This window comes from Ralstonia sp. VS2407, assembly GCF_052950655.1.
Map to the genome: position 1 here is coordinate 110,185 of NZ_JBRFVG010000005.1, position 26,949 is coordinate 137,133.

The 26,949-nt window shown below is 65.4% G+C and carries 20 protein-coding genes and 1 tRNA gene; 5 read left to right on the top strand and 16 right to left on the bottom strand.

All coding sequences use genetic code 11. The features are described from left to right. Positions 1-48: 48 nt before the first annotated feature. From ACU8YE_RS10565 to def, 10 genes are all read right to left on the bottom strand, one after another. Positions 49-124, bottom strand: a tRNA-Phe gene (locus ACU8YE_RS10565). Positions 125-191: 67 nt separating this feature from the next. Further along, positions 192-905: a response regulator gene (locus ACU8YE_RS10570; protein ID WP_446928661.1), complete on the bottom strand. Its 714-nt coding sequence runs from the start codon at positions 903-905 to the stop codon at positions 192-194. 36 nt (positions 906-941) lie between these two features. Further along, positions 942-3,413, bottom strand: coding sequence for a sensor histidine kinase (locus tag ACU8YE_RS10575; RefSeq protein WP_343618626.1), 2,472 nt, complete (start codon positions 3,411-3,413; stop codon positions 942-944). Next, positions 3,410-4,183 (bottom strand): DUF4390 domain-containing protein, encoded by a 774-nt coding sequence (locus ACU8YE_RS10580; RefSeq protein WP_316870389.1) that lies wholly within the window; start codon positions 4,181-4,183, stop codon positions 3,410-3,412. Before ACU8YE_RS10580 ends, ACU8YE_RS10575 begins: the two co-directional genes overlap by 4 nt. A gap of 13 nt (positions 4,184-4,196) precedes the next feature. After that, positions 4,197-5,528, bottom strand: a complete 1,332-nt coding sequence (rsmB, locus tag ACU8YE_RS10585) for a 16S rRNA (cytosine(967)-C(5))-methyltransferase RsmB (RefSeq protein ID WP_446928662.1) — start codon at positions 5,526-5,528, stop codon at positions 4,197-4,199. A gap of 103 nt (positions 5,529-5,631) precedes the next feature. Continuing rightward, on the bottom strand, positions 5,632-6,492 hold the full coding sequence (gene htpX, locus ACU8YE_RS10590) for a zinc metalloprotease HtpX (RefSeq protein WP_446928663.1): 861 nt from the start codon (positions 6,490-6,492) through the stop codon (positions 5,632-5,634). A gap of 120 nt (positions 6,493-6,612) precedes the next feature. Beyond that, on the bottom strand, positions 6,613-7,269 hold the full coding sequence (locus tag ACU8YE_RS10595) for a LysE family translocator (protein WP_414561354.1): 657 nt from the start codon (positions 7,267-7,269) through the stop codon (positions 6,613-6,615). 35 nt (positions 7,270-7,304) lie between these two features. After that, positions 7,305-8,288, bottom strand: a complete 984-nt coding sequence (gene fmt, locus ACU8YE_RS10600) for a methionyl-tRNA formyltransferase (RefSeq protein ID WP_446928664.1) — start codon at positions 8,286-8,288, stop codon at positions 7,305-7,307. Positions 8,289-8,345: 57 nt separating this feature from the next. Further along, a complete protein-coding gene (locus ACU8YE_RS10605) occupies positions 8,346-10,370 on the bottom strand; it encodes an ArnT family glycosyltransferase (protein WP_260803715.1) in 2,025 nt (674 codons plus the stop codon). Between the two features lie 10 nt (positions 10,371-10,380). Beyond that, the gene (gene def / locus ACU8YE_RS10610; protein WP_092974019.1) at positions 10,381-10,896 is read right to left on the bottom strand and encodes a peptide deformylase; all 516 of its coding nucleotides are present in this window, start codon (positions 10,894-10,896) and stop codon (positions 10,381-10,383) included. Between the two features lie 252 nt (positions 10,897-11,148). Here def and ACU8YE_RS10615 point away from each other — a divergent pair, with 252 nt between their 5' ends. From ACU8YE_RS10615 to ACU8YE_RS10630, 4 genes are all read left to right on the top strand, one after another. Further along, the gene (locus tag ACU8YE_RS10615) at positions 11,149-12,336 is read left to right on the top strand and encodes a LysM peptidoglycan-binding domain-containing protein (protein WP_440477455.1); all 1,188 of its coding nucleotides are present in this window, start codon (positions 11,149-11,151) and stop codon (positions 12,334-12,336) included. Positions 12,337-12,361: 25 nt separating this feature from the next. After that, positions 12,362-13,570, top strand: a complete 1,209-nt coding sequence (gene dprA, locus ACU8YE_RS10620) for a DNA-processing protein DprA (protein ID WP_446928665.1) — start codon at positions 12,362-12,364, stop codon at positions 13,568-13,570. Between the two features lie 62 nt (positions 13,571-13,632). Continuing rightward, complete coding sequence (locus tag ACU8YE_RS10625; protein ID WP_446928666.1) at positions 13,633-14,013, top strand: thioredoxin family protein; 381 nt, start codon at positions 13,633-13,635, stop codon at positions 14,011-14,013. 255 nt (positions 14,014-14,268) lie between these two features. Then, positions 14,269-16,899: a DNA topoisomerase III gene (locus tag ACU8YE_RS10630; RefSeq protein WP_446928667.1), complete on the top strand. Its 2,631-nt coding sequence runs from the start codon at positions 14,269-14,271 to the stop codon at positions 16,897-16,899. Between the two features lie 73 nt (positions 16,900-16,972). On the opposite strand, the gene ACU8YE_RS10635 is transcribed toward ACU8YE_RS10630, so the two are convergent. Continuing rightward, on the bottom strand, positions 16,973-17,911 hold the full coding sequence (locus tag ACU8YE_RS10635; RefSeq protein ID WP_232041563.1) for a LysR family transcriptional regulator: 939 nt from the start codon (positions 17,909-17,911) through the stop codon (positions 16,973-16,975). A 453-nt stretch (positions 17,912-18,364) separates the two neighbouring features. Here ACU8YE_RS10635 and ACU8YE_RS10640 point away from each other — a divergent pair, with 453 nt between their 5' ends. Beyond that, positions 18,365-20,053 carry an AMP-binding protein gene (locus tag ACU8YE_RS10640; protein WP_260803719.1) on the top strand — a complete coding sequence of 563 codons (1,689 nt, stop codon included), beginning with the start codon at positions 18,365-18,367 and terminating at the stop codon, positions 20,051-20,053. Between the two features lie 47 nt (positions 20,054-20,100). Here ACU8YE_RS10640 and rodA read toward each other — a convergent pair whose 3' ends face one another. The 5 genes from rodA to ACU8YE_RS10665 all read right to left on the bottom strand — a co-directional run bounded on the left by rodA (position 20,101) and on the right by ACU8YE_RS10665 (position 26,567). After that, positions 20,101-21,252, bottom strand: coding sequence for a rod shape-determining protein RodA (gene rodA, locus ACU8YE_RS10645; RefSeq protein ID WP_037031841.1), 1,152 nt, complete (start codon positions 21,250-21,252; stop codon positions 20,101-20,103). A 23-nt stretch (positions 21,253-21,275) separates the two neighbouring features. After that, positions 21,276-23,672 (bottom strand): penicillin-binding protein 2, encoded by a 2,397-nt coding sequence (mrdA, locus tag ACU8YE_RS10650; protein WP_446928668.1) that lies wholly within the window; start codon positions 23,670-23,672, stop codon positions 21,276-21,278. Positions 23,673-23,714: 42 nt separating this feature from the next. Then, on the bottom strand, positions 23,715-24,227 hold the full coding sequence (gene mreD, locus ACU8YE_RS10655; RefSeq protein ID WP_015856079.1) for a rod shape-determining protein MreD: 513 nt from the start codon (positions 24,225-24,227) through the stop codon (positions 23,715-23,717). A gap of 16 nt (positions 24,228-24,243) precedes the next feature. Further along, entirely contained in the window at positions 24,244-25,290 is a 1,047-nt protein-coding gene (mreC, locus tag ACU8YE_RS10660; RefSeq protein WP_232041566.1) for a rod shape-determining protein MreC, read from the bottom strand. Positions 25,291-25,523: 233 nt separating this feature from the next. Then, a complete protein-coding gene (locus tag ACU8YE_RS10665) occupies positions 25,524-26,567 on the bottom strand; it encodes a rod shape-determining protein (RefSeq protein ID WP_004628293.1) in 1,044 nt (347 codons plus the stop codon). Between the last annotated feature and the right edge of the window lie 382 nt (positions 26,568-26,949).

The following is a 26,949-nucleotide window of genomic DNA, read 5'->3' on the forward strand; positions in this document are numbered from 1 at the left end:
CTTTTTGTTGCCCTGCAAAATCGATTGATCTTGAAGGGCGAAGAATTTTGGTGGCCTGGGGCGGAATCGAACCACCGACACGCGGATTTTCAATCCGCTGCTCTACCAACTGAGCTACCGGGCCAAGCAAAGAAAGGCAAGTATGACAGGAGTTGTGCCCCGCCGTCAAGCATCTCTGAGCACTTTGATGATCACGTGGCCGGTTCGCCCTTGTTGCGCGAGAGCTCGACACCCAGCTGCTTGAGCTTGCGGTACAGGTGGGTGCGCTCAAGACCGGTCTTTTCTGCCACGCGAGTCATGCTGCCGCCCTCACGCTGCAGGTGGTATTCGAAGTAGGCGCGCTCAAACAGGTCGCGCGCTTCGCGCAGCGGCATGTCGAACGAGAACTGCATGCCGCCGCCTTCGGCTGCGCGGGTCGGTACGCCATTGATGTCGGTGCGATCGAGCGCGGCAGGCGTCCCTGCGGCGGCGGGGTGGGGCATGGCGCCCGCGAGTCCCGTTGCCGGTGCGGCAGCCGGTGTCGCAGAGCGCGGCTTTTCCTTGCTGCGCGACAGACCCTGCTCCACCGCAGTCAGCAGCTTCTGCAGCGCGATAGGCTTCTCCAGGAAATTCAACGCGCCGATCTTGGTCGCCTCGACGGCGGTGTCGATGGTGGCGTGGCCCGACATCATGATGACGGGCATGGTCAGCAGACCTTGCGATGCCCATTCCTTGAGCAGCGTCACGCCGTCGGTATCCGGCATCCAGATATCGAGCAGGACGAGGTCGGGCGTTGCGTTCGCGCGGTATTCGCGCGCGCGCTGCGCGTTCTCGGCGACTTCAACAACGTGCCCTTCGTCTCCGAGGATTTCGGAGAGCAACTCCCGGATACCCATTTCGTCGTCGACAACGAGGATGGTGGCCATGCTTTTCCTCTATGTGCGGCGGGATTGCCGTCCGCGCTACGCGAGTTTTACGAACAGTATGGAAACCTGGGCGCCGACGGTGTCGGTACCCGATGTGCCCGATGTTGTGCTGGATTGGCGGTTGCGCAATTCGATACGCGCCCCGTGCTCGTCCATGATTTTCTTCACCATGGCCAAGCCCAATCCTGTGCCCTTGGCTTTGGTCGTGACGTACGGCTCGAAGGCGCGGTTGAGGATGCGGGAAGAGAACCCGCCGCCGTTGTCCGCGATTACAAGCCGCACGGCTTGCCGCCGCGCGCCCGAGGCGTCGTCGTATTCTACCGTGTCAGTTTGCAACATGACATGCGGAGCAGGTCGCCCGGCCGCTTCGTTCTCCGCCACGGCGTCCTGCGCATTCTGCAGCAGGTTGTGGATGACCTGGCGCAACTGCGTCGGGTCGCCCTTGATGAACGGCAGATTGGCGCCCAGCTTGGCTTCGATGACGGGGTGATCGCGGCGGTCAGGGTGATCGATGCCGTACAGGTGCAGCACCTCAGCGGCGAGCGCGTTGAGGTCCAGCTCCTGCAGCATGGCTGGCGGCGTGCGGGCGTAGTCGCGGAAGTCATCGACCATGCGCTTCATTGCCGACACCTGATTGACGATGGTGGTGGCGCCGCGCCGCAGGACCTCGGCGTCGGTGTCCGACAGCTTGGGCGAGAGCTTCATCTCCAGCCGCTCGGCGGAGAGCTGGATGGGCGTGAGCGGATTCTTGATTTCGTGTGCAAGGCGACGCGCGACCTCGCCCCAAGCCACGGAGCGCTGCGCCGAGATCACGTCGGAAATATCGTCGAACACCACCACGTAGCCGCGCTCGGTTCCGTGCGCGCCGACCGATGGGCCGGGCAGGCGTGTACCGCGCACCAGCAGTGTGAGGGGCTCGTCTTCGTCTTCTAGCGGAATTTCGACCTGCTTCTGCCAATGGGCCACTGCGCCGCCGGCGGCCGTGCTTGCGTCTTGTTCAGCAAAGGCCTGTTCGACCACCGGCGCGAAGGCGGCCACCGGTGTGATGCTGGTCAGCCCCTGGCCGACCCACGCACCGAAGGGCTGTTTGAAGATGCGCTCGGCACCCGGGTTGGCAGTCAGCAGCACGAAGCGATGGTCAAACACGAAGACGCCCGCGGTCAGGTTGGTCAGCACGCTCTCAAGATAGGCCTTCGATTGCTCGAGTGCCGCGCGATTCTGCTCCACGGCGCGGCGCGCGTCGGCGAGCTGGCGCGTCATCTGGTTGAACTGTTGGGTGAGCACACCCAGCTCGTCACGCGTATGCAGTTCCCGCTTGGGCGAGAGGTCGCCCTCGGCCACTTCACGCGTGCCTTGCAGCAGCATTAGCAGCGGCCGTGCCAGCTGGGCGCCGAGCAGCAGCGCGAGCATCACCGCAATGAACACCGCCAGGAACAGCGTGAGCGTGAGCGTGCCGATGTACATCTTGCGCAGGCCGGTGCGGCCAAGCGCTTTCTCCTGGTATTCCTGGTAGGCGCGCTGGACAGCGTCGGCATTGCGGGCGAGGGCCTGCGGCACCGGTTGTACGAGCTGCAGGAAGCGTTCGTCGCGGCCGCTCTCGCCGATCAGGCCAAAGCCACGCGAGGTGCTGCTGCCATCTTCCGGCCGGCGGTCTGCCAGCAAACCGGTGCCGGCCCATTTGCGTGCCGGCGTATTCAGTCCGATGCTCGGCTCGTCGCGGGAAGACGTGCCCAGCGCCACCACCACATGCAGCTGGTACAAATCGTTGCGGCGGCCGTTGCTGCGTGCCGCAGGTGCCGAGGCGGCTGGCGCGGAGGCGCTATCGGTCTCGGTATCGCTGCCGCCTTCCAGGCTCGCATAGCCTCCCGGCGCGCGGGCCTGTTCGAGCACAGCCTGATCCGGCAGGTTCGGGACGAGCGTGTCGTAGGTGTTTGACGCGGTGGCGATCACGCGGCCGCTGGCCGTGAAGATGGTTGCCTCCTGCACGCCGAACTGCTCGCGCAATCGATTGAGCGTGATGGCCGTGGCCGATGCCGACCCATCGCCGACCTGCTCCGCGATCAGGCGCCCCTTGTTCTGCAGATCGGCCAGCGCCGTGTCCATGGTGGAGCGGCCAAGGTTCAAGCCGGCCTCCAGCGCCGATTCGACCTTCACGTCAAACCACGACTCGATGCTGCGCGACACGAACTGCAGCGACACAAGGTAGATCAGCACTCCCGGCAGGACACCCACCACGCCGAAGAACACTGCCAGCTTGGTCATCAGCCGCGTGCCGAACTTGCCGCGCCGCGCCCGCAACGCGAGCGCCAGCATCAGCCCGCCGATGATCACCACCAGCAGCACCCCGATGACGAGGTTGACCTTGTAGAGCAGCGTGAAATACCGGTCGAAGAACTCGGTGTTGGCCGAGGCCGCAGCCAGCAGGCCCACCAGCACGATCGCCAGGAAGACGATGGTGCCTGCCACCACCTGATAGAGCAGCCGCTTGTAGCTGCGATCGAAGATCATTTGGCGGGCGCCAGCAGCGAGCCTGCGCTGGAGGGGCCGGCGCTCATGCCCCAGCCTGGGCTGGGCGCCAGGCTTGACGAGCCGGAAGCAGGGGGCGTGGACGCCGGTGTGCTGGCCGGTGGTGCAACAGGCGCGGGCGCTGGCGTCGGCGGTGGCTCATTCGGCACCAGCAGGCTGAAGCGCTTCCACTCGGAGCTCAGATTCCAGTCGCGCGTGTTGACTGCGTTGATCTGGAATGGCTTGGGCAACTGCGTCACGTCCAGGCGCATGCGCACTTCGGCCTGCACGGTTTCGCCGGCCTTGACGGCGCGTTGCTCGAACACGCGCCAGCCGCGCACGTGCTGCATGAAGTCGACGGCGTCTTTCAGGCGCGAGAACGGTACCTGCAGGCCCCCGGTCGACACGCGGTACTGGCGTGTGAGCGGGTGATACGACAGCCGCACCACGCGCGTGGCGCTGATGGCGTGGTCGTCAAACCAATACCAGCGCGGGCGGATCAGCTCGAATTCAACCAGGAAGTAGAGCGCGATCCCCTTGTTCACCGCGTCTTCCAGGTTGCTGGGCAAGTCGAAATCGAAGTCGGCGGAGAGGTTCCAGCCGCCGTCGGCGTATTCGAGCTGGGCCCGGTTGATTTCGATGGATTGTGCGGATGCCGTGACGGGACACCCCACCAACAGCATGCCCAGTGCGACCAGCGCGACCAGCCGTTGCAGAATCTGCCGGAACCGGGATTGCAGCAGCCGGATCGATGGGCGAAGGATGACAGTCACAACGGTCGGTGCATCAGGGCCGTTTCTGGAAAACCGCGTAAAAGAAGCCGTCGTGATCGAGCGGCAAGGGCGAAGCGCCGGGGGTGAACCCGCTGGCCTGCGCCGCGTCGGGCGAGGCCGGCAGCAACTGGCCGGGCGCGTGCAATCGTATCGCATCTTCCAGATGGCGTTCAAACCATCGGGCCTGGTCCTCGCCTTCCGTCGGGAAAATCGAACAGGTGACATAAACCAGCTTGCCACCGGGCTTCAGGCATGCCCAGAGGGCGCACACGATGTCCCGCTGCAGCCCGGCAAGCGCCTTGAGGTCTGCCGGGCGGCGCAGCCACCGGATGTCCGGATGGCGCCGCACGATGCCGGCGGCCGAGCACGGCACATCGGCCAGGATGCGGTCGAAGGGGCGGGCGTCCCACCAGGTTGCGGGTTTGGCCGCATCGCCGACGCAAATGGTGGCGGTCTGGTGCAAGCGCGCGAGGTTTTCGGTGATGCGCACCGCGCGTGCGGCATCCGACTCGAGCGCCGTGACGTCCAGGTGGTCGGCCAGCTCAAGCAGATGGCCCGTCTTGCCGCCGGGTGCGGCGCAGGCATCGAGCACGCGCTGGCCGGGGGCCACGTCGAGCAGCGTTGCAGCCAATTGCGCACCGGCGTCCTGCACCGAGACATCGCCATCGGCAAAACCGGGCAGTTCGGAAACGGGGACGGCGCGCCCAAGGCGTACGGCCTGTTCGCCGATGCGCTCGGCGTCGATGCCGGCTTCGGCCAGGCGCGCGAGATAGACGTCGATGGCAACGCGGCGGGGGTTCACGCGCAGCACCATTGGCGGGCGGCGGTTGCCTGCGGCCAGGATGGCTTGCCAGGCGTCGGGATACGCGCGGCGTACGGCGTCGATCCACCACATCGGGTAATTGGTGGCGGCAGGCGGATCCGCCTGCATGTCTGCGACCAGCGCCTGTTGTTCGCGCAAGAAGCGGCGCAGCACGCCGTTGATCATGCCCTTGCCGTGCGACAGCTTCGGGTCGGCCGAGGCGGCTGTCACGGCCTGGTCGACCACGGTGAACGGCGCGTACGGCAGCGGGTCGTCCAGCAATTGCGCGAGCGCCACGTGCAGCAGGTTGGCGGCGCCGTCGGCGGGTGGGCGCGGAATCAGCGTGCGGATCAGCCACTCGGTGCTGCCCAGCCAGCGCGTGGCGCGGTACGCGAGATCCTGTACGGCGCCGCGCACCGGTGCGGGTTGGCCCTGGCAGACGGCATCGATTGCCTGCGGCAATGCCATGCCCTGCCGCAGCTTGCCCAGTGCGGCAGCGGCAAGCGACAAGGCGTGGGCGAGGGAATCGGGCGGCAGGCGCATCGGGCAGCAGGAAATCAGGCGGACAAAATGCAACGAGCCCGCGATGGGCGGGCTCGTGCGGACTGCGGAAGTATAAAGGAAGCGACCGGCCGGGCAGCCGCTTTTACGCCGGATATTGCCCCGTCTGGGCCATCTGCATCAGGCGCGCGATGCGCTCCTCCGTGGCCGGGTGCGTGCTGAACAGGTTGGCCAGGCCGCCGCCGTGCAGCGGGTTCATGATCATCATCTGCGCGGTGGCGGGGTGGGCTTCAGCGGCGGCAAACGGAATGCCGGCGGCATAGCGGTGGATCTTGTCCAGCGCCGAAGCCAGAGCCTGCGGATCGCCGCTGATGGTCGCGCCGCCGCGGTCGGCTTCGAACTCGCGCGCGCGGGAAATCGCCATCTGGATCATCGCTGCCGCCAGCGGCGCGAGGATCGCCACCGCAATCCCGGCGATCGGGTTGGCGGGCCGGCCTTCGCTGTCGCGCCCGCCGAAGAACACGGCAAAGTTGGCCAGCGCCGAGATCGCACCGGCCATGGTGGCCGAGATGGTCGAGATGAGGATGTCGCGGTGCTGCACGTGCGCCAGTTCGTGCGCCATCACGCCGCGCAGTTCGCGCTCCGACAGGATGTTGAGGATGCCGGTGGTCGCGGCCACGGCGGCGTGCTCCGGGTTGCGGCCGGTGGCGAAGGCATTCGGCTGGGCTTCGTCGATGAGGTAGACGCGCGGCATCGGCAGGCCGGCGCGGCCGGCAAGCTCCTGCACCATCCGGTAGAACTGCGGCGCGCCGGTCTCGTTGACTTCCTGCGCGTTGTACATGCGCAGGACCATCTTGTCGGAGAACCAGTACGAGAAGAAATTCATGCCCAGCGCAAACAGCAGCGCCAGCATCATCCCGCTGCGTCCGCCGATCATGCCGCCGATGACGATGAACAGCGCGGTGATCGCTGCCATCAGCATGAAGGTCTTGATCCAGTTGAACATGGGGGCGTGGCTCCTGTGGGTGTTGGGTTTTGTGAGTTTGTTAGATCGCGATAATCGCTGAAAATTCAAGGGCTTGCGCGGCAGTTGCGCGATATTTCGCCGCAGATGACGCTTGACGCATCAACGGGTGGTGAACGCCAGCCGCGCGCCCAGCCCGATGAATGCCGTGCCGACCACGCGATCGAGCCAGCGCTTGATGCCCGGCTTGCCCGCCACGCGGCGCGTGACGCTGGCGGCCACCCACGCCACCAGGCTATTCCAGATCGTCGACATGACAATGAACACCGCGCCCAACGCCAGGAAAGCCAGCGCCTTGTGGCTGGCGTGCGGATCGACGAACTGCGGGAAGAACGACAGAAAGAACAGCACCACCTTCGGATTCAGCACATTGGTAAGAAAACCCTGCATGAACAGCGACTTGAGCGGACGCGGGCGCTTGGCGGCGGGCGTTTCCGCTTCTTCGGCCGGGGCGTCGTCACGCTCGGGCGGCGTCAGCAGCATGCGGCCGCCCAGATAAATCAAGTACGCTGCGCCCACTACCTTGATGACCGTGAAGGCCACTGTGGACGCCGCCAGCAGCGCCGTCAGCCCGAACGCCACTGCGAGCACGTGCACGCAGCAGCCCGCCGATACCCCCAGCGCCGACAGCAACCCCGCTGCCCGTCCCTGCGAAACGCTGCGCCCGACGATATAGGCCGTGTCGGGCCCAGGCGTCACATTCAGCAGAAACACGGCCAACATAAAGAGCGGCAGATTGACGATGCCCAGCGCGGTCATGGCGAAATCCTTTTCTCTATATATAGATGGGTCGGTTAGCCGCGCGACGCGAAGCGCTGGCCGGGCTCGATCGCCATGCCTTGCAGGAATTCGCGCGCGGGCAGGCGTTTGCCGCCCGGCTTCTGCAACTGGGTCACGCGTAGCGCGCCGGCGCCGCAGGCGATGGTGACACCGCCCGCGTTGGCGGCGAGTACCGTGCCGGGTTCCGCGTCAGCCGGGCGATCGGCGAGCGCCTCAGCCTGCCAGAACTTGATCGGCACGCCGTCCAGCACGGCCGATGCGCCGGGAAACGGATTGAACGCATGCACCTGGCGCAGCAGCGCGGCGGCCTGGTGCGACCAGTCCAGCGCGGCCTCGTCCTTGGCGATTTTTTCCGCGTAGGTGATGCCCTCGGCGGGCTGCGGCGTGGCGGGCAGCTTGCCATCTTGCGCCAGCCGGGCGAGCGCCTCCACCACCATGCGTCCGCCGAGCGCGGCCAGCGTGTCGTGCAGCGTGGCGGTCGTGTCGGGCAGGCCGATGGGCACGCGTTCCATGGCGATCATGTCGCCGGTGTCCAGGCCCGCATCCATCTGCATGAGCGTGATGCCCGATTCGGCGTCGCCCGCTTCAATCGCACGATGGATGGGCGCGGCGCCACGCCAGCGCGGCAACAGCGACGCGTGGATGTTGATGCAGCCAAAGCGCGGCAGGTCGAGCACTTCCTGCGGGAGGATCAGGCCGTAGGCGGCAACGACCATCACGTCAGGGCGCTGTGCGGCCAGGGCATCGATGGCTTCGGCGGCTTCTTGCGGATATTTGCCCGCGCGACGCAGTGACGGAGGCTGGAGGATCGGCTCGAGCCCCTGCGTTACGGCGTACTGCTTGACGGGACTTGCCTGCAATTGCATGCCGCGCCCGGCCGGGCGATCCGGCTGGCTCAGCACGGCAACGATGGGAAAGCCGGCCTGATGGATCGCCGCCAAGGCAATCTGCGCAAATTCAGGCGTGCCGGCAAACGCTACGCGGAGGGTGGACGTCATGGATGGAAAACCGAAAACGAAGGGAAGCGCGCTACACGACAGCGTAGCGCATTGGGCTTAGCGACGGCCGCGATGCGGCGTATCGGTCAGCGGCACGATGGGCTCGGGAGACGGCAGCGCCTCGGACACACCATTGCTGCGCCGCTGGAAGAGCGAGAAGGTTTCGTTGGTGTCGCCCGGACGGCTGCCGCGCCACACCATTTCCCAATTGTTGCCGTGAGGGCGGCGTCTGGCATGTTCCGGGCGTTTTTCGAGCACCAGGATCAGGTCGCAGGTGCGCGCGGTGGGGTTGGGGTGGTGATCGTCGCCGGCACCGCTGTGACCCAGCAGCCATTTGACCGGGCGCACGCCGGTTTCGTAGTGCATCAGCGCGCGCTCACTTTCACCCATGCCCCGCGTGGCCACGCAGATCTGCGCAGATTCGAGCACCGGCTTGATCGCCTGGAACAGCGGGCGGTAGCTGCGGGCGTCGTCAATCCACGGCATCAGCAGGGTGCCGAGCAGGCCCCACACCATGCCCAGGCCCGCCGCCCACGCCACCACGCCGGAGCGCGCTGGCCGCAGCCACACGCAGGCAGCCCACAGCGCCGTAATGCCCCCCGCCGCCAACACGGCGACCGGATGGATCAGCATGTCATACGGCAGCGGCAGCACGCGGCCCAGCATTTTGGCCAGCCATGCCGGCAGCAACTGCCCGCCGCTGGTCACGAGCGCACCCCACACCGCCCAGACCACGAGCCCCAGCGCGCCAAACAATGCCACGGCCGCGGCCCATGCACGGGCGCGCCACGCGGGTGCAATCAGCAGCAGCATCGGCGCACCCAGCAGGGCTAGCGCAGGTTGCAGCGGCATCAGGTACACATCGCGCAGCACCGCCGAGCGCAGCACCACGGCAATCGTCGTCAGCACGAACAGCGCAACGACCAAGTGCCCTTGGTAGGGCAACAGCCACGACGTGCGCGCCCCATGCCCGCGTTGCCGCACGAGCTTGTACAGCGACACGCCCAGTACGGACACCGCCGGCCACACAGCAGGCGTGCCGGTCAGGAAGATCGATCGGATGGTCGTCGCCAGCGAACCCTTTTCGCCACCCAGATGCGAGAAGCCAAAGAAGCGGCCAAGGTTATTGACCCAGAACCATTCAATGAACAGGTCCGGCGATTCGTGCCAGAAGATGGCGGGCCAGATCGCCAGCCATGGCAGCGCCACCAGCAGCGAGAGGCCATAGAAGCGCCACGCCTGGCGGTTGCGGAAATCCGGCAGCAGTGCGATCGCCGCCAGCAGGGTGATGGCGAACAGCCCAGGCACGAGCACGCCCTTGCCCAGGAACGCCACGCCGATGCCGGTGCCGAACCACAGTGCGGGGCGCAGCACGTCGACGCCCTTTGCGCCCCCGACTTCGCTCTCTTTGACGAAGCGCACGAGGCCATACAGGGCAATCGCGGTGCCGGCCAGCTGTGGGACATCGGCAATGAATTTGTGGACGTGCTCGGCCAGCCCGACGCAGCCGGCAAACAGCAGCAGCGCGCCCAGCGCATAGTCGCGCAGCGCAGCGCCGCCAGCGTCGAGCCCGGCTTCGCGGCGTGCGGCCAAGGTCAGCCCCGGCCGTCCGCGCGCAAGGTCTGCGCCGACGCGCAAGCGCCAGTCGCGCGCTTCGCTGCGCAGCAGGCGCGCCGTGCGCCAGACCGCCCAGCACGTCAGCGCCATCCAGAACAGCACCGCCACGCGCACGGCTTCGTGCGGCGGCATGTCGGGCAGCGCCAGCGCCGCCAGCGCGCCCGTCCAATACATCAGCGGGGGTTTTTCGACGAACGGCTCGAAGGCGACGTTGGGGACGACCCAGTCGCCGCGCTCGATGATGTTGATGACGATGCCGAAGGAATACGGCTCGTCGGCTTTCCAGGGCGCACGCCAGAACGTGCCTGCAACAAAATACGCGCACAGCATCAGCACGACGACGGCACGCCAACGGCGCACCAGCAGTGCCGACAGGCGGCGCGGGCTGGCGTTCGTGCCTGCGTCGACTGGGGCGATCGGCATCAGTGGGATGGAGCGAGGGTGCGCGTCGGCGTCGGCAGGCATGGGAACGCGTTCAACGCTGCGGCACCGCGTCGCGTTGATGCTTCTTGAGCTTGGAGCGGATGCGCGTCTGCTTGAGCGGCGAGAGGTATTCGACGAAAACCTTGCCCATCAGGTGGTCCATCTCGTGCTGAATGCACACCGCCAGCAGGTCGTCTGCCTCCAGCTCGAAGGTTTCGCCCTTTTCGTTCAGTGCGCGCACGCGCACGCGGGCCGGACGGTCGACCTTGTCATAGATATCGGGAACGGACAGGCAGCCTTCGTCCCAGACCTTGTGCTCATCACTTGCCCAGATGATCTCCGGGTTGATGAACACGCGCAGTTCGTCGCGCGACTCCGAAACGTCGATGGTGATCACGCGCTCGTGGACGTCGACCTGCGTGGCGGCCAGGCCAACGCCGGGCGCCTCGTACATGGTCTCCGCCATGTCGGCCACCAGTTTGCGGATGCGGTCATCCACAACGGCGACCGGTTTGGCGACCTTATGCAGCCGCGGATCAGGGTATTGCAGGATATTCAGTAGGGCCATGATGCTTGGCAACAACGGTTGCAGAAGGCCACGCTAACGAGGGGTTGCCTTCAATTGCGATCGCTTGGAATGTCATGCAGAATCGGGGGCGCTATCCGCCACATGGCTTAGGAAAAAGCCTGACGAATGTTGGATGCCATACCCCTCTTGCTGCGACGCAGAACTGCGTACAGCTGCGGCGGGGAGGCGTCGAACAGGCACGCGGACCACTCGCCGATTCTTCATAGAATAATGCGCCATCGTAACACACCGATGCACTCTCAGCCCGCCATGCAAACCGCCACGAAAGCGCGCCAGCCTTACGTTTGCGCCCTGTCGGCGGTTGCCGCGGCAGCGCTTTTCTGCATGGGCGCTGCCCACGCCGCCGAGCGCACTGTGACGCCGGCGCAACAGGCGCAGGCCGCGACAGCTGCCCAAGCGGGCATCCCCGAATCCGAACTGTCCGCCACCGCGCCCGCGCAGTACACGGTGCGCCGTGGCGACACGCTGTGGGCAATCTCGGGCAAGTACCTCAAGCGGCCCTATCGCTGGCCCGAGCTGTGGGGCATGAACCGGGAGCAGATTCGCAATCCGCATTTGATCTATCCCGGCCAGATCCTGTATCTGCATCACGCCAATGGCCGTGCTTGGCTGTCGAGTTCGCCGGCGTCGGCGGATGGCAGCACGGTGCGCCTGTCGCCGCATACCCGCGTGTCGGGGCAGGATGGCGACGCCATCTCCAGCATTCCCTCCGCCGCCATCGAGCCCTTCCTGACCCAGCCGATCGTGGTGGATGAAGAAACGCTGGCCACGCCGGCGCGCATCTTCTCGCTGCCGGAAGGCCGTGTCTATTTGGGCAAGGGCGAAAACGCCTACGCCCGCGGTCTGCCTGCAGGCGAAGGCGGCCAGGCCGGCACCGAATGGCAGGCGTATCGCCCGGTCCGGCCGCTCAAGGACCCCGTGACCGGCAACGTGCTCGGTTATGAAGCCGACTTCCTCGGCACGCTGCGCGTAGTGCGCGCGGCGACCGGCCCGCAGGCGGTCACCAAGATGGAAGTGCTGTCGTCCAAGGAAGAAATGGGCGTCGGCTCGCAGCTGATGCCTCTGCCCCCCCGCGTGCCGGTGCGCTATGTGCCGCATGCGCCGGAAGGCGACGTGCACGGCGCGGTCGCCAAGGTGACGGGCGGCGTGCGCTTTGGCGGCACCGACCAGGTGGTTGTGCTGAACATCGGCAGCCAGCAAGGGCTGGAGCCGGGCCACGTGCTGTCGCTGGCGCGCGCTGGCGCGCTTGTGAAGGACGCCACCGCTGGCAACGAGGCCGTGCAGCTGCCCGCAGAGCGCTACGGCCTGGCCTTCGTGTTCCGTGTGTTCCCGCACGTGGCCTATGCGCTGGTGACGGACGCATCGAACGCCGTGGAAGTGGGTGACAGCGTCAGCAACCCGATGTCGCCGCAACCCTGAACTACCCACTAACGCAGTCTTTGATTTGACCGATGCATCCCAGGTCGCGGCGCTCGCCGCGGCCGATTCCACGGCTTCCCTCTCCTGTACGCGCGATCCGGCCGAACTGGCTGCGTGGCTGCGTCTGACTGAAACCCCCGGCGTTGGGCCCGTGGCCGCGCGGCAATTGCTGGCGGCCTTCGGGCTGCCGCAAGACATCTTTGCCCAGCCGTATGCCGCGCTCGCCAAGGTGCTGCCGGAGCGCCAAGCGCGTGCGGTGCTCGCCGAGCCCGACGATACGCTTGCGGCGTTGATCGAGCGTACCGTCGCCTGGGTGAACGAACCCGGCAATGCCATTTTCACGCTGGCCGATCGCGGCTACCCGCCCCGCCTGCTCGAACTGCCGGACCCGCCTACCTTGCTTTACACCAAGGGCGATGCCTCGCTGCTGCGCGCGGCAGCCGTGGGCGTGGTGGGCGCGCGCAGCGCCACGGCGGCCGGCATCGACAACGCGCGGGCGTTTTCCCAGGCGCTGTCGGCGGCGAGCGTGACGGTCGTGTCAGGCCTGGCGCTCGGCATCGATGCGGCGGCGCATGAAGGCGCGCTGGCCGGCCCTGGCAGCACCATCGCAGTGGTGGGTACGGGGCTCGATATTGTTTACCCTGCCCGCAACCGGGCGCTGGCGCATCGCATTGCCGAGGCTGGCGTGATCATCTCCGAATACCCGTTGGGGATGGGCGCACGCGCCGAGAACTTCCCGCGCCGCAATCGCCTGATCTCGGGTTTGGCGCGCGGGCTGCTGGTGGTGGAAGCGGCGGCGCAGTCCGGCTCGCTCATCACCGCGCGGCTGGCGGCCGAGCAGGGGCGCGATGTGTTTGCGATTCCGGGGTCGATCCATTCGCCACTGGCCAAGGGCTGCCACCTGCTGATCAAGCAAGGCGCCAAGCTGGTGGAAACTGCGGCCGATATCCTTGATGAACTTGGCTGGGGGCGTGCTTCTGCACCGGCCAAACGTGCGACGCGCGCGGCAGCGGAGGCGTCTCCGGCTGCACCGGTTGTCCCTGCTGCGCGCCCGGCGCCAAGTGCTGCTGAAACCTTGTTGCTCGACGCGCTCGGGTTTGATCCCGTCGATCTGGATACCTTGTGTGAGCGCACCGGTCAGGCGGCTGCTCCGCTATCCGCACAGCTTCTGGCGCTGGAGCTGGATGGCCGCGTTGAGCGTCAGCCCGGCGGGCGCTTCCTGCGGCTTCCCTGAAAGCGTGCCTACAATAAGCGCGACCCGTTCGTCACCCCGCTGGTCGCTTAGCGCTTTCTTTCATGCCACTGCTCTCGCCTGATACCGACGCCGCCACGCTGCACGCACGCATGCGCTCGGGACAACTGTTGGTGGCGTGCCTGTGTGCCGAGTGGTGCGGCACGTGCCGCAGCTATCGCAAGACCTTCACTGAGCTGGCGGAGCGGCATCCGGAGTGCTGCTTCGCCTGGGTCGATGTGGAAGACCATGCCGACGCGCTGGGCGATTACGACGTTGAGAACTTCCCGACCCTCCTGATGCAGCGCGGGCGCGATGTGTTGTTTTTCGGCCCTGTCTTGCCTCACGCAGGTGTTGTGGAGGGATTGCTTTCGCGTGATCTAGACGTGGCTTCTGCGGTGTCAGCGGCCCCGGATTTGCGAGGCTGGTTGCTGGAATCGGCGTGATCGCCGGCCTTGACAGCGCTAAGCGATGCATGCGCCACTCTATTGCGCCTGAAAAGGAACCGCGCTTATGATTGGCGGCCAAATTTGGGGCTGATCTATGGATTGACGGCCCCGGCGCGCGTTCTGACGAGGCGCCCGCGGTACTTGAAGTCGGCAGGCGTTGCCATAAGACTCTAAAAAAAATACGCGAACGGTCGCTATAGAAAAGCGACTTCTTCTTTACCCGATTACTTGCGATCGCCAGGATCCGCTCACATGTCCAAGGCTCTCATCATTGCCGAAAAACCGTCGGTCGCCGCTGATATCGCGCGCGCGCTGGGTGGCTTCACCAAGCACGACGAGTACTTTGAGAGCGACGACTACGTCCTCTCGTCGGCGGTTGGCCACCTGGTCGAGATTGCCGCGCCGGATGAATACGAAGTCAAACGCGGCAAATGGAGCTTTGCGCATCTGCCCGTGATCCCGCCGCACTTTGACCTCCGCCCGATCGCCAAGTCGGAATCACGCCTGAAGGTGCTGACGCGCCTGATCAAGCGCAAGGACGTGACCAGCCTGATCAACGCATGTGACGCGGGGCGCGAAGGTGAATTGATCTTCCGCCTGATCGCGCAGCATGCAAACACCAAGTTGCCGGTGAAGCGTCTGTGGCTGCAGTCGATGACGCCGCAGTCCATCCGTGACGGCTTTGGCAAGTTGCGCAGCAACGAAGACATGATGCCGCTGGCCGATGCCGCCCGCTGCCGTTCCGAGGCCGACTGGCTGGTCGGCATCAACGGCACGCGCGCCATGACCGCCTTCAACAGCAAGGGCGGCGGCTTCTTCCTGACCACGGTGGGGCGCGTGCAGACGCCTACGCTGTCGATCGTGGTCGAGCGCGAAGAGAAGATCAAACGCTTCGTCCCGCGCGATTACTGGGAAGTGCGCGCCGAGTTCATCGCCGCGGCCGGCCTGTACGAAGGCCGCTGGTTCGACCCGAAGTTCAAGAAGAACGAGTTCGACCCCGAGCAGCGCGATTCGCGCCTGTGGAGCGAGGCCGAGGCCAAGAGCATCGTGGCTGCGTGCCGCGACAAGCCGGGCTCGGTGACGGAAGAATCGAAGCCCTCGACGCAGATGTCGCCGGCATTGTTCGATCTGACCAGCCTGCAGCGCGAGGCCAACGGCCGCTTCGGTTTCTCGGCCAAGAACACGCTGGGCCTGGCGCAGGCGCTGTATGAAAAGCACAAGGTGCTGACCTACCCGCGTACCGATTCGCGCGCGCTGCCCGAAGACTACATGGGCACGGTCAAGCAGACGCTGGACATGCTGGGCGAAAGCTCGCCCAATTATTTGACGCACGCGAAGAAGATCCTGGCCAACCAGTGGGTCAAGCCGAACAAGCGGATATTCGACAACAGCAAGATCAGCGACCACTTCGCCATCATCCCGACGCTGCAGGCACCGAAGAACCTGTCGGAGCCTGAGCAAAAGCTGTACGACCTGGTGGTGCGCCGCTTCCTGGCGGTGTTCTTCCCGGCCGCCGAATACCAGGTCACCACGCGCGTGACCGAGGTGGCCGGCCATCACTTCAAGACCGAAGGCAAGGTGCTGGTGAATCCGGGCTGGCTGGTCGTGTACGGCCGCGAGGCGCAGGGCGAAGACGCCAACCTCGTGCCGGTCGCCAAGGACGAGAAGGTCAAGACGGACAAGGTCGAGCCGGTGGGCCTGACCACCAAGCCGCCCGCACGCTACAACGAAGCGACGCTGCTGTCGGCCATGGAAGGTGCCGGCAAGCTGGTCGACGACGACGCGCTGCGCGAAGCCATGGCCGGCAAGGGCCTGGGCACGCCAGCGACGCGCGCGGCCATCATCGAAGGTCTGCTGACGGAAAAGTACCTCGTGCGCGAGGGTCGCGAGCTGATTCCGACGGCCAAGGCCTTCCAGCTGATGACGCTGCTGCGCGGGCTGGGCGTGGAAGAACTGACGCAGGCCGAGTTGACCGGCGGCTGGGAGCACAAGCTTTCGCTGATCGAACGCGGTCAGCTGGAGCGCGACGAATTCATGCGCGAGATCGCGCAGATGACGCAGCAGATCGTCAAGCGCGCCAAGGAATACGACAGCGACACCATCCCCGGCGACTACGCGACGCTTTCCACGCCGTGCCCGCAATGCGGCCACGTGGTCAAGGAAAACTACCGCCGCTTCGCCTGCAGCCACTGCGACTTCTCGATCAGCAAGATCCCGGGCGGCCGCCAGTTCGAACTGGACGAGGTAGAAGAGCTGCTGACCAACAAGACCATCGGCCCGCTGCAGGGCTTCCGTAGCAAGATGGGCCGTCCGTTTGCGGCCATCCTCAAGCTGGCGCAGGAAGACGGCCATTGGAAGATGGAGTTCGACTTCGGCCAGAACGACGAAGACGACGGCGAGCCGGTCGATTTCTCTGGCCAGGAAAGCGTCGGCCACTGCCCGAAGTGCAACGGCAGCGTCTACGAGCACGGCCTGAAGTACGTGTGCGAAAACGCCGTGGCCCAGCCCAAGACGTGCGACTTCACCACCGGCAAGATCATCCTGCAGCAGGAGATCAGCCGCGAGCAGTTGGCCAAGCTGCTGACCGAGGGCAAGACGGACCTGCTGACCGGCTTCAAGTCGGCGCGCACGGGCCGTAACTTCAAGGCGTTCCTGGTCAAGCAGCCGGACGGCAAGATCGGCTTCGAATTCGAGCCGCGCGGCGAAGGCAAGGGCAAGCCCGGTGCCAAGACCGCGGCGAAGAAGACGACGGCTGCGGCCAAGACGCCTGCCGCCAAGAAGGCACCGGCCAAGACTGCGAGCAAGACGGCCGCCAAGAAAGCCCCGGCGCGCAAGAAAGCCACTGAAACCGAGGCTGACGAGGAAAGCACCAGCGAGACCTGAACGCGGTTTCGCCGGCATCAACGCAAACGGGAGGACACTGTCCTCCCGTTTTGCTTTGGCTGTGCGGCTCGGTTTATGCGGCTTCGCTCAGGCCGCGCCCGGCGCGCGCCTCATTGTGCTTGACCTCCATCGCCTGGGCCAGCATGTAATCGATGAACGTGCGTACCTTCGTCGGCAGGAACTTGCGGCTCGGATACACCAGCGACAGCGACCGGTGCGGCAGCTTGTATTGCGGCAGCACGCGCACCAGGCGTCCGGACTCCAGGTCCGGCCGTGCCATGTACGACGACAGTATCGCGATGCCCATGTCGGCAAGCACGGCGCGGTGCATCAGTTCCGCATTGCTGGTGACGAGCGAGGGCTGCACCGGCACCGAAATCGACTGGCCATCGGCGGTGCTCATCTCCCACTCGTGACGCAGTTGCGGGTGCCACATCGCAATGACGCGGTGCTCGGCAATATCTTCGGCGCGCTGCGGCGTGGAGTGCTGGCGGAGGTAGGCCGGGGTGGCCGCCATGACCATCTCGGCGGAAATCATGCGGCGCGCCACCAGATGTGAACCCAGGCCGAGTTCCGAGACCATGATGCCGACGTCTCGGCCATCCTCGACGATGTCGATCGGGCGATCGGACAACGCCACGTCAAACGTCACTTCGGGATAGAGCTGCTGGAAGCGTGCGAGCAGCATCGGCAGCACGTGCAGTCCGAACATGACCGGGGCGACGATGCGCAGACCGCCGACCAGCGCCTGGCTGCGCGAGGTGGCCAGCGATTCCGCCTCGTCAATGTCGAGCAGGATCTGCGCACAGCGCTGCAGGTAGGTTTCGCCCACGTCGGTCAGCGACAGGCTGCGCGTGGTGCGGTTAAGCAGGCGCGTGCCGAGATGCGCCTCAAGGTCGGCCACGTAACGCGTGACCACGGCATTGCTCATCGACAGATGCTGGGCCGCCCGGGCGAAGCTGCCAAGCTCCACCACCTTGGAAAACACCCGCATCGACTGCAAACGATCCATTCCAGCCTCTCACATAATTTGTTGTCAAAAATAGAACAAATCTGTCGTGACAGCAAATGTTTAATATTGGCACAAGCAATTCCCTGCCTAGGGGCGTTCCTTGAATGTGAGTGCACGCTCATGTGAGAATGCCGTCCCAGTCGTGCTTGCAAAGTTTTATTGCCAGGGCTGCGTATCCGACTTCTCACCGATTGACGCAACAGCAGATTTGCGCCGAAACTCTATACCGAGCGGTAGATTTTTTTGGGGGATTCGTCTTGCGCGAGGTCATGTTTGACCCAAATCATGGGTGGAACGCGGTTTTGCGCAAATCGGTACGGCGGTGGCCAGATGGCTTCGCCATACTCGAACAATGGATGCCGAGAACCCTGACCCGCATGAGCGCCCCGCAACGAGGGCAGCCATCACGGCCGATGTGTCGCCCCGCGATGCCGGCGGCCGAGGAGACACCACATGACCATCCATAACCGTGAACCGGTCAACTATCTGGCGGGCGAGATGCCGCTGCACCGGTATTGCGCCCTCCATGCGCAGCAGACACCCGAGCGCATCGCCTTGTTGTGGTACGGCCGCACGATCTGCTGGCGCGAGCTGGATCAGGCGTCCACGCGGCTGGCGGTGCAGTTGCAGCGATTGGGCGTGACACGCGGCGATCGCGTTGCGCTGTTTCTGCACAACTGTCCGCAAGCCATCGTGACCCATCTGGCCACGGCCAAGCTGGGCGGCATCGTCGTACCGTGCGGGCCGCTGTCGCGTCAGCACGAACTGCGTGACCAACTGGCCGATTGCGGCGCCAAGATTCTGGTGGCGGCGGCCGACCTGATGCCGATTGTCGACGCCGCGCGGCCGGGCACGTCGGTCACGACCGTCATCACCACGCGCTATGCCGATCTGCAGCCCGCGCAGCCGGCGTGCCGCAAGGCGCTGGCCGTGCCGCCCGAGCTGATTGCCGCCGATGCCTCGTCTGCACCGCCGCTCAAAAACAAGCCGGGCGCCGCGCAACTTGATCTGATGCAGTTGATGGCTGAGCCCGTGGATGTGGCCGAGCGCAACGCCGTGGCTGCCATCCAGGTGAGCCTGGACGACGTTGCGCTGATGGTCTACACGTCTGGCACCACCGGTCGCCCGAAGGGCGCCATGCTCACGCACCGCAACGCGCTGTACAAGACCGCCGTTACGGTGCAGGTCAGCGGCATCCACGCTTCGGATGTGATGCTGGCGGTGGCGCCGCTGTCGCATATCGCCGGCATGCTGATGGGCATGAACGTGATGCTGTATTCCGGCGCGACGACCATCCTGCTTTATCGGTTCGATCCCCTGGCCGTACTGCAGGCGATTGACCGCTACCGCGTGACACGCTGGTACAGCATGACGCCGATGAACCTGGCCGTCATGGCGCATCCGGACGCGGCTCAGTACCGCATGGAATCCTTGGTCGCCAACCCGTGCACCAGCTTCGGTGTCACGCTGACAGAAGCCATTGCCGACCGGTGGCGTGCCTTTGCCGGCCCGCAGTGCCGCATCTATGAAGCCGCCTATGGCCTGTCGGAAACCCACACCTGCGACGCCATCACGCCTGCCGATGCCCCGCGATGGGGCTGGCATGGCAAGATCGTCCCGCAGACTGAGGTACGCATCGTCGACCCGCATACCGGTGCGGAACTGCCGCCCGGTCAGGCCGGCGAAATCACCATCCGCAGCCCCGGCGTGTTCCGCGGCTACTGGCAGCGCGACGAGGCCACGCGCGCCGTCCTGCACAACGGCTTTCTGCGCACCGGCGATATCGGCCAGGTCTCGCCCGACGGCTACCTTCAGTGGCAGGGCCGCATCAAGGAGATGATCAAGGTGTCGGGCTACAGCGTGTTTCCGGAGGAGGTCGAGGCGCTGCTGTCGCGCCACCCGGGCATTCGTCAGGTGGCCGTGACGCCCATCCCCGATCCCGACAAAGGCGAAGTCGTGTGCGCACACGTGGTGCCGATGAACGGTGTAACGCTCTCGGAAGCTGAGCTGATTGCCTGGTCGCGCGACAACATGGCGCCGTACAAGGTGCCGCGGCGCGTGAAGTTCCATGATGCGCTGCCCGCTACCGCAACGGGCAAGGTGCTGCGAAGGTTGCTGCGCGAAGACGCCATCGCCGCCTGAAAGCAAAACGGCCGCCAAATTCTGGCGGCCGTTTCGTTTGTCAGGTGTCAGGTCTGCACGAAGCGTTTCTGTCGGGCAATGCTCATCAGGATGCCGATGCCCATGCCCAGCGTGACAAGCGCTGTTCCCCCGTAACTGATGAGTGGCAGCGGCACACCCACCACCGGCAGGATGCCGCTCACCATGCCCATGTTGACGAAGGCGTAGGTGAAGAAGATGAGCGTGATCGACCCCGCCAGCAGGCGCCCGAACAGCGTGCCCGCGTTGGCGGCAATGAAGAGCCCGCGCAGGATCAGCAGCAGATACAGGAACAGCAGCACGCCGTTGCCCACCAGCCCGAACTCCTCCGAATACACCGCGAAGATGAAATCGGTGTGCTTCTCGGGAATGAACTCCAGATGGGTTTGCGTGCCCTTCAGCCATCCCTTGCCCGTCACGCCGCCCGAGCCGATGGCAATGATCGACTGGATGGTGTGGAAGCCCTTGCCGAGCGGGTCGGTGGTCGGGTCGAGCAGCGTACACACACGGTGTTGCTGGTAGTCGTGCAGGATCGGCCAGTTCACGCCCGGGGCGCAGATGCGCGATTCGAACGACACCACCAGCGTGATCGCGGTGACTGCGATCACCAGCACCGGCACGATCAGCCGCCACGACAGACCGGCAAAGTAGATCACGTAGATGCCGGCCGCCAGCACCAGCAGCGCGGTGCCCAGGTCCGGCTGCTTGGCAATCAACCCCACGGGAATCAGCAGCAGCAAGGCTGCCGCCAGATAGTCGTACCAGTGGATCACGCCCTCGCGCTTCTGGAAGTACCACGCCAGCATCAGCGGCATGGCGATCTTCATGATCTCGGAGGGCTGCACCACCACGCCGATATTGAGCCACCGCCGGGCGCCCTTGCGGATCAGCCCGAACGCCGCCACGCCAATCAACAGCGCCACGCCGACGGTGTAGAGCGGTACCGCAAAGCGCATCAGCGTTTGCTGCGGCAGGTTGGCGATGATCCACATCAGCACGAATGACAGCAGGATGTTGCGCACCTGATCTTCCACCCGGCCCGGCATGTCGATGGCAGCCGAATACAGCGCGACCAATCCCGTGCCGAGCAGCAAGAAGACGATCAGTGCCAGCGGCCCATCGAAGCCGGTGAAGAGCGACTTGATGATGTTGAATATGCGGCGCTTGTCCAGTTTGTCCATGGCGAGATCCTCAAGCGCAAATATCAGGGCGCGGCCGGCTTGGAGGCCGGTTTCTGCGCGGGCTTTGCCGCCGGCCTGTTGCCCGGTTTGGCGTCCTTGGCACCCTTTGGTGTAGTCGCAGGAGCCGAAGCCGGTGCGGCGGCGTTGCCGCGTCCACGCGGCGGCAGTTCGGGCGCAGGCTGTGCGTGCGATAGCGCTTGCAGCACCTGGGCGTCGAGCGTGGCCGGGGCGACGGCCTCGGCGCTGGTGCCGGCCTCGCGCAAGGCTGGCGCCACGAGATCCGGCGACAGCGGCGGCGCACTGCGCGTGCCGCCCGCCGCCGCGGCCGGCGCTGAAGCGGCGGCCACCGCACTGGCCGCGGAGGTTGCCACACCCGAAGCGGCAGCCACGCCGGACGCAGCTTCTGCAGCCACCTGCGGCGCAGCCGTCGCGCTGGCGATGGTGGCCGTCTTGCCGGTCGAGAACACACTCGGCGTATCCACCGGTGGTTGCTGCTGCGGCTTGGGCGCGGTGGCGGCCAGCTCCGCGGGCCACTTGCCTGTCAGGTAATAGTCCATGACTGCACGCGCAATTGGCGCGGCCGACGTGGCGCCAAAGCCGGCGTTCTCCACGATGACTGCCAGCGCGATCTTAGGATGATCTGCCGGTGCGAACGCTTCGAACAGCGCGTGATCGCGCTTGTTTTCGGGAATCGCGTGGTGGTTGTACTTTTCGTTCTTGCCCAGCGAGTACACCTGCGCCGTCCCCGTCTTGCCCGCCGACACATACTGCGCCCCGATGAACGCCTTGGCCGCCGTGCCGGCCTGGTTCACGCCCACCATGGCGCGCTTGATCACGTCGATGTTCGCCTGCTTGAGTGGAATCCGGTAGCTCTCGGTCGGCACGGTCAGCGAGCGCGACTTGGACAGCGAATCTTCGACCGCCTTCACCAGGTGGGGCTTCATCACCACACCGTTGTTGGCCAGCGTCGATATCGCATGCGCGAGCTGCAGGATGGTGAAGTTGTTGTAGCCCTGGCCGATGCCCAGCGAGATGGTTTCGCCGTCGTACCACTTCTGCTGTTCGGGGCGCTTGTAGGCTTTGCGCTTCCAGTCGGTAGACGGCAGGATGCCGGTGCGCTCGCCTTCGATGTCGATGCCCGTGACCTGCCCGAAGCCGAACGGCTTCATGAAATCGTGGATGGCATTGACGCCCATGTCGTTGGCGAGCCGGTAGTAATACGTGTCGCACGACATCACGATGGAGCGGTACATGTCGACCCAGCCGTGGCCGCCCGGCACGTCGTCGCGGAACGTGTGGTTACCCAGCGTGAACGATCCCGGATCGGCCATGCCCCACTGCGGCGTGCGCTTGCCAAGCTCGAGCGCGCCCAGCGCCATGAACGGCTTGTACGTCGAGCCGGGCGGATAGGTGCCGCGCAGCGGGCGGTTCAGCAGCGGTTTGTCCGGCGAGTTGTTCAGCTCGTTCCAGGTCGCGCTGTCGATGCCTTCAATAAACAGGTTCGGATCGAACGTCGGCTTGGAGACGAACGCGAGGATGTCGCCTGTCTCCGGCTCGATCGCCACCAGTGCGCCCCGGCGGTTGCCGAAAAGCTGCTCGGCGAGCCGCTGCAGGTTGATGTCGAGCGACAGGATCAGGTTGTTGCCCGGCGTTGCCTGCGAGGTCGACAGCGTACGGATGGGCCGGCCGCCCGCACTCACTTCCACCTCTTCGTAGCCGGTCAGGCCGTGCAGGTCAGTCTCGTAGCTTTGCTCGATGCCGACCTTGCCGATGTATTCCGTGCCGCTGTAGTTGTTCGAATCCTTGCGCGGGTCGTACGCCACGCCGGGCTGGCTGTTGGCATCGCTCATGTTGTCGATGCGGTCCAGGTCGCGCTCGGAAATCCGGCCGATGTAGCCGATCACGTGCGACGCCGATTCGCCCAGCGGGTATTGGCGGAACAGTCGCGCATGCACGTCCACGCCCGGAAAGCGGAAGCGCTGCGCCGAGAAGCGTGCCACTTCCTGATCGGTCAGCTGACTACGGATCGGCAGGCTTTCGAAGCTGCGCGCATCTTCCATCAGGCGCTTGAAGCGGCGGCGGTCGCGCGGCTGGATATCGACCAACTGGGCAAGCTGGTCGATCGTGTTGTCCAGCGTGTCCTGCAGCTTGGACGGGGTGATCTCGAGCGTGTACGCCGAATAGTTGCGCGCCAGCACCACGCCGTTGCGGTCCATGATGATGCCGCGATTGGGTTCGATCGGCGCGACCGAGATGCGGTTGTCCTCCGCCTTGGCGGAATACTGCTCGTGCTTGACCTCCTGCAGCCAGAAGAAGCGCGCCAGCAGCAGCCCGAAGCAGACGAGCACGAAAAGGGCGGCCGCCGCCAGCCGCAGGCGGAAGCGCGACAGCTCCTGTTCGACGTTGCGGATTTCGGTCATGCCAAGTGAACGCTAACGGCGGGGTGCATCAGATCGGCCACCTCAGATGGGCCGAGTTTCATCGACGCTCTCCGGGCGACGCTGCGGCGCCAGCAGGAACGCGTTGGCGAACGGCCACAGGGCGGCTTCGATCAGCGGAGGCAGGATGACCTGCCAGTCCGGCAGGTGCGCGCCCATCAGCAGGCGGATGACGATCGGTACCGCATGCGCCAGCACCAGCAGCGGCAGCACATGCAGTGCCTGCGACAGCACCGAAAACCACAGCACGCGCCGGTGAATCGTGATCGCGAAGTACGACAGCATCGTGTAGGCCATCGCGTGTTCGCCAAGCAGACGCGCTTCATGCACGTCCATCAACAGACCCAGCAGGAAGGCCACCACCATGCCCACGCGGCGCGGCTGGTGGATGTTCCAGAACACCAGCACCAGCGCCACCAGATCGGGAATCCACTGCATGTGGCCCCACGGCATCAGATTGAACAGGAATGCCAGCACGAAGCTGAAAGCGATGAAGCCGGGGTTGACCGGGCGCAGCAGGTATTGGGGCGAGTTCATGATCGATGGCCTCGCTTCAGCGTTTTTGCGCTGAATCGGTGTCCAGCGGATTGCCGTCGGCGTCGGTCGGGCGCGGCGGCGGAGTGTTTTCTTCAGCTGCGGGCGTGGGGCCCGGCACATTGGCCTCGGCCGCAGCGCGTGCGGCGCGGTCCTTCTCTTCGCGTGCGTCGCGGGCAGCGTTCTTGCCCTTGGGCACCGGCGCGGGCGACAGATCCGTCGGCGGCGGGAAGCCCGATTCGTACTTCACGATCAGCAGGTGCCGGTTGCTGCGGATGCCGGCCACCGGTTCGCAGACGACCCGCGAGAACGCGGTGTCGGCCTTGCGCTCGATTTGCGAAATGCGGGCCACCGGCAGGCCCGCCGGATAGACGCCGTCCAACCCCGACGTGACCAGCAGGTCGCCCTGCTGCAGATCGGCCGAGGCGGCCATGAAACGGAGGTCCAGCGCGCCCGGGCGGGCACCGCCAAAGGCCACGCTGCGCAGGCCGTTGCGTACCACTTCCACGGGGATCGCCTGGTCCTTGTCGGTCAGCAGCGTGACTTGCGATTCGAACAGCGACACGCGCGTCACCTGGCCGACCACGCCGCGGTCATCAATGACCGGGTAGCCCGCGCGCACGCCGTCCTTGGAGCCGCGATCGATCACGATGCGCTGCGTGTAAGGGTCACGTGCTTCGTAGAGGACTTCCGCCGCCACCGTGGGCACCGCCGCGTGTTGCTTCAGGTTGAGCAGCGTGCGCAAGTTGCGGTTTTCGGCTTCGAGCTGCGAGGCGCGCAGCGATTGCTGCGCCTGGGCAACGGCAGATTCGCGCAGGTTGCGGTTATCAACCGCCAGCTTGGTGGACGATTGCGTGTATTCGAGCGCGGCGCGTGCCGTATCGCGTGGAATCAGCACCAAGCGCTCGACCGGATACAGGATGACCGACACGACTTGCCGGACCACGCCCAGCACGGACATGCGGGCATCGATCACCAGCAACGCGAGCGCGAGCGCGAGCAAAGCAACCAGCCGCGCGGTGGCGGACGGGCCCTGCTTGAAGAGGGGCGGCGGGGAATAATCCATGACCCGGACGCTTCAAATGGGCACGGCAGACGCGTGACGGTCAACGTCAACGGCCTGCCGGCAACAGATTGGGTGTGGCGCTGGTGCGGTGCCCAAGCCCTTGGCGGGCGGAGCACGGCGCACCGGCGCGAGACGCATCTCAGCGGTCCGCGAAGGCGGCTGGCGTGACCACAACGGCAGTCACGAAATCGGTCGCAACAGCGGAACGCGGATCGGCGTGGTGCATGGTCCCGTTATTCGTACGAGAAGATGCTGCCGAGCTTGTCCATGCGTTCGAGCGCCATGCCGGAGCCGCGCACCACGCAGGTCAGCGGATCTTCGGCCACCAGCACCGGCAGGCCGGTTTCTTCGGCCAGCAGGCGGTCGAGGTCGCGCAGCAGCGCGCCACCACCGGTGAGCATCATGCCGCGCTCGGCAATGTCGGCACCGAGTTCCGGCGGGGTTTGTTCCAGCGCGATCTTCACCGACGAGACGATCTGGTTCAGCGGATCCGTCAGCGCTTCCAGGATTTCGTTGGACGACACCGTGAAGGCGCGCGGAATGCCTTCCGACAGGTTGCGGCCCTTCACTTCCATCTCGCGCACTTCCGAACCCGGGAAGGCCGAGCCGATTTCCTTCTTGATGGCCTCGGCGGTCTGTTCGCCGATCAGCATGCCGTAGTTGCGGCGGATGTAGTTGACGATAGCCTCGTCGAACTTGTCGCCGCCCACGCGCACGCTGCCCTTGTAGACCATGCCGCCGAGCGAGATGATGCCCACCTCGGTGGTGCCGCCGCCAATGTCCACCACCATCGAACCCGACGGCTCCGACACCGGCAGGCCGGCGCCAATCGCGGCAGCCATCGGCTCTTCAATCAGGTACACCTGCGACGCGCCGGCGCCGAGCGCCGATTCGCGGATGGCACGGCGCTCGACCTGGGTCGAACCGCACGGCACGCAGATGATGATGCGCGGGCTCGGGCGCAGCAGCTTGGTGTCGTGCACCATCTTGATGAACTGCTTGAGCATCTGCTCAGTGACGGTGAAGTCGGCGATCACGCCGTCTTTCATCGGGCGGATCGCCTCGATATTGCCCGGCACCTTGCCCAGCATCTGCTTGGCTTCCTTACCGACGGCCTGGATGGTCTTCTTGGCGTTCGGGCCGCCTTCCTGGCGAATGGCCACCACCGACGGCTCGTCAAGGACGATGCCCTTGTCGCGGACGTAGATCAGGGTGTTGGCGGTGCCGAGGTCGATCGCGAGATCGTTGGAGAAATAGCTGCGCAAAAAGCCGAACATCGAATGAATCCTGTTTTTCGAGTCATGGGCGGCCCAGCAGCAGGATTGCGGTGCAACGGCTGCACCAACGCGCGGACGCCGCAAGGGCATGCCATGCGGTCCGATCCTGCTACTGCGCTCCCGGGAATGTCGCGGGCTCCGTGGTGATCGGCGGTGGGGTGCCGTGGCACTGGCCATCCTGCCGAGGCTGGGCCGCCCGGAGAGGGGGCCCCCAAGGAACCTTTGATTAAGTGTCGCCTGATGCTGACGGCGCGACTGCCGGGAGGTTCCCGGGGTACTTAATCAGAGGGTCCGTGACTGCACGAAGTCGCCTGCTGACTTAGAAATTTAGTCGGCAATCATACCTTATAATTCGACGGTTTCGCGGGCGTTTGGCGCCAAA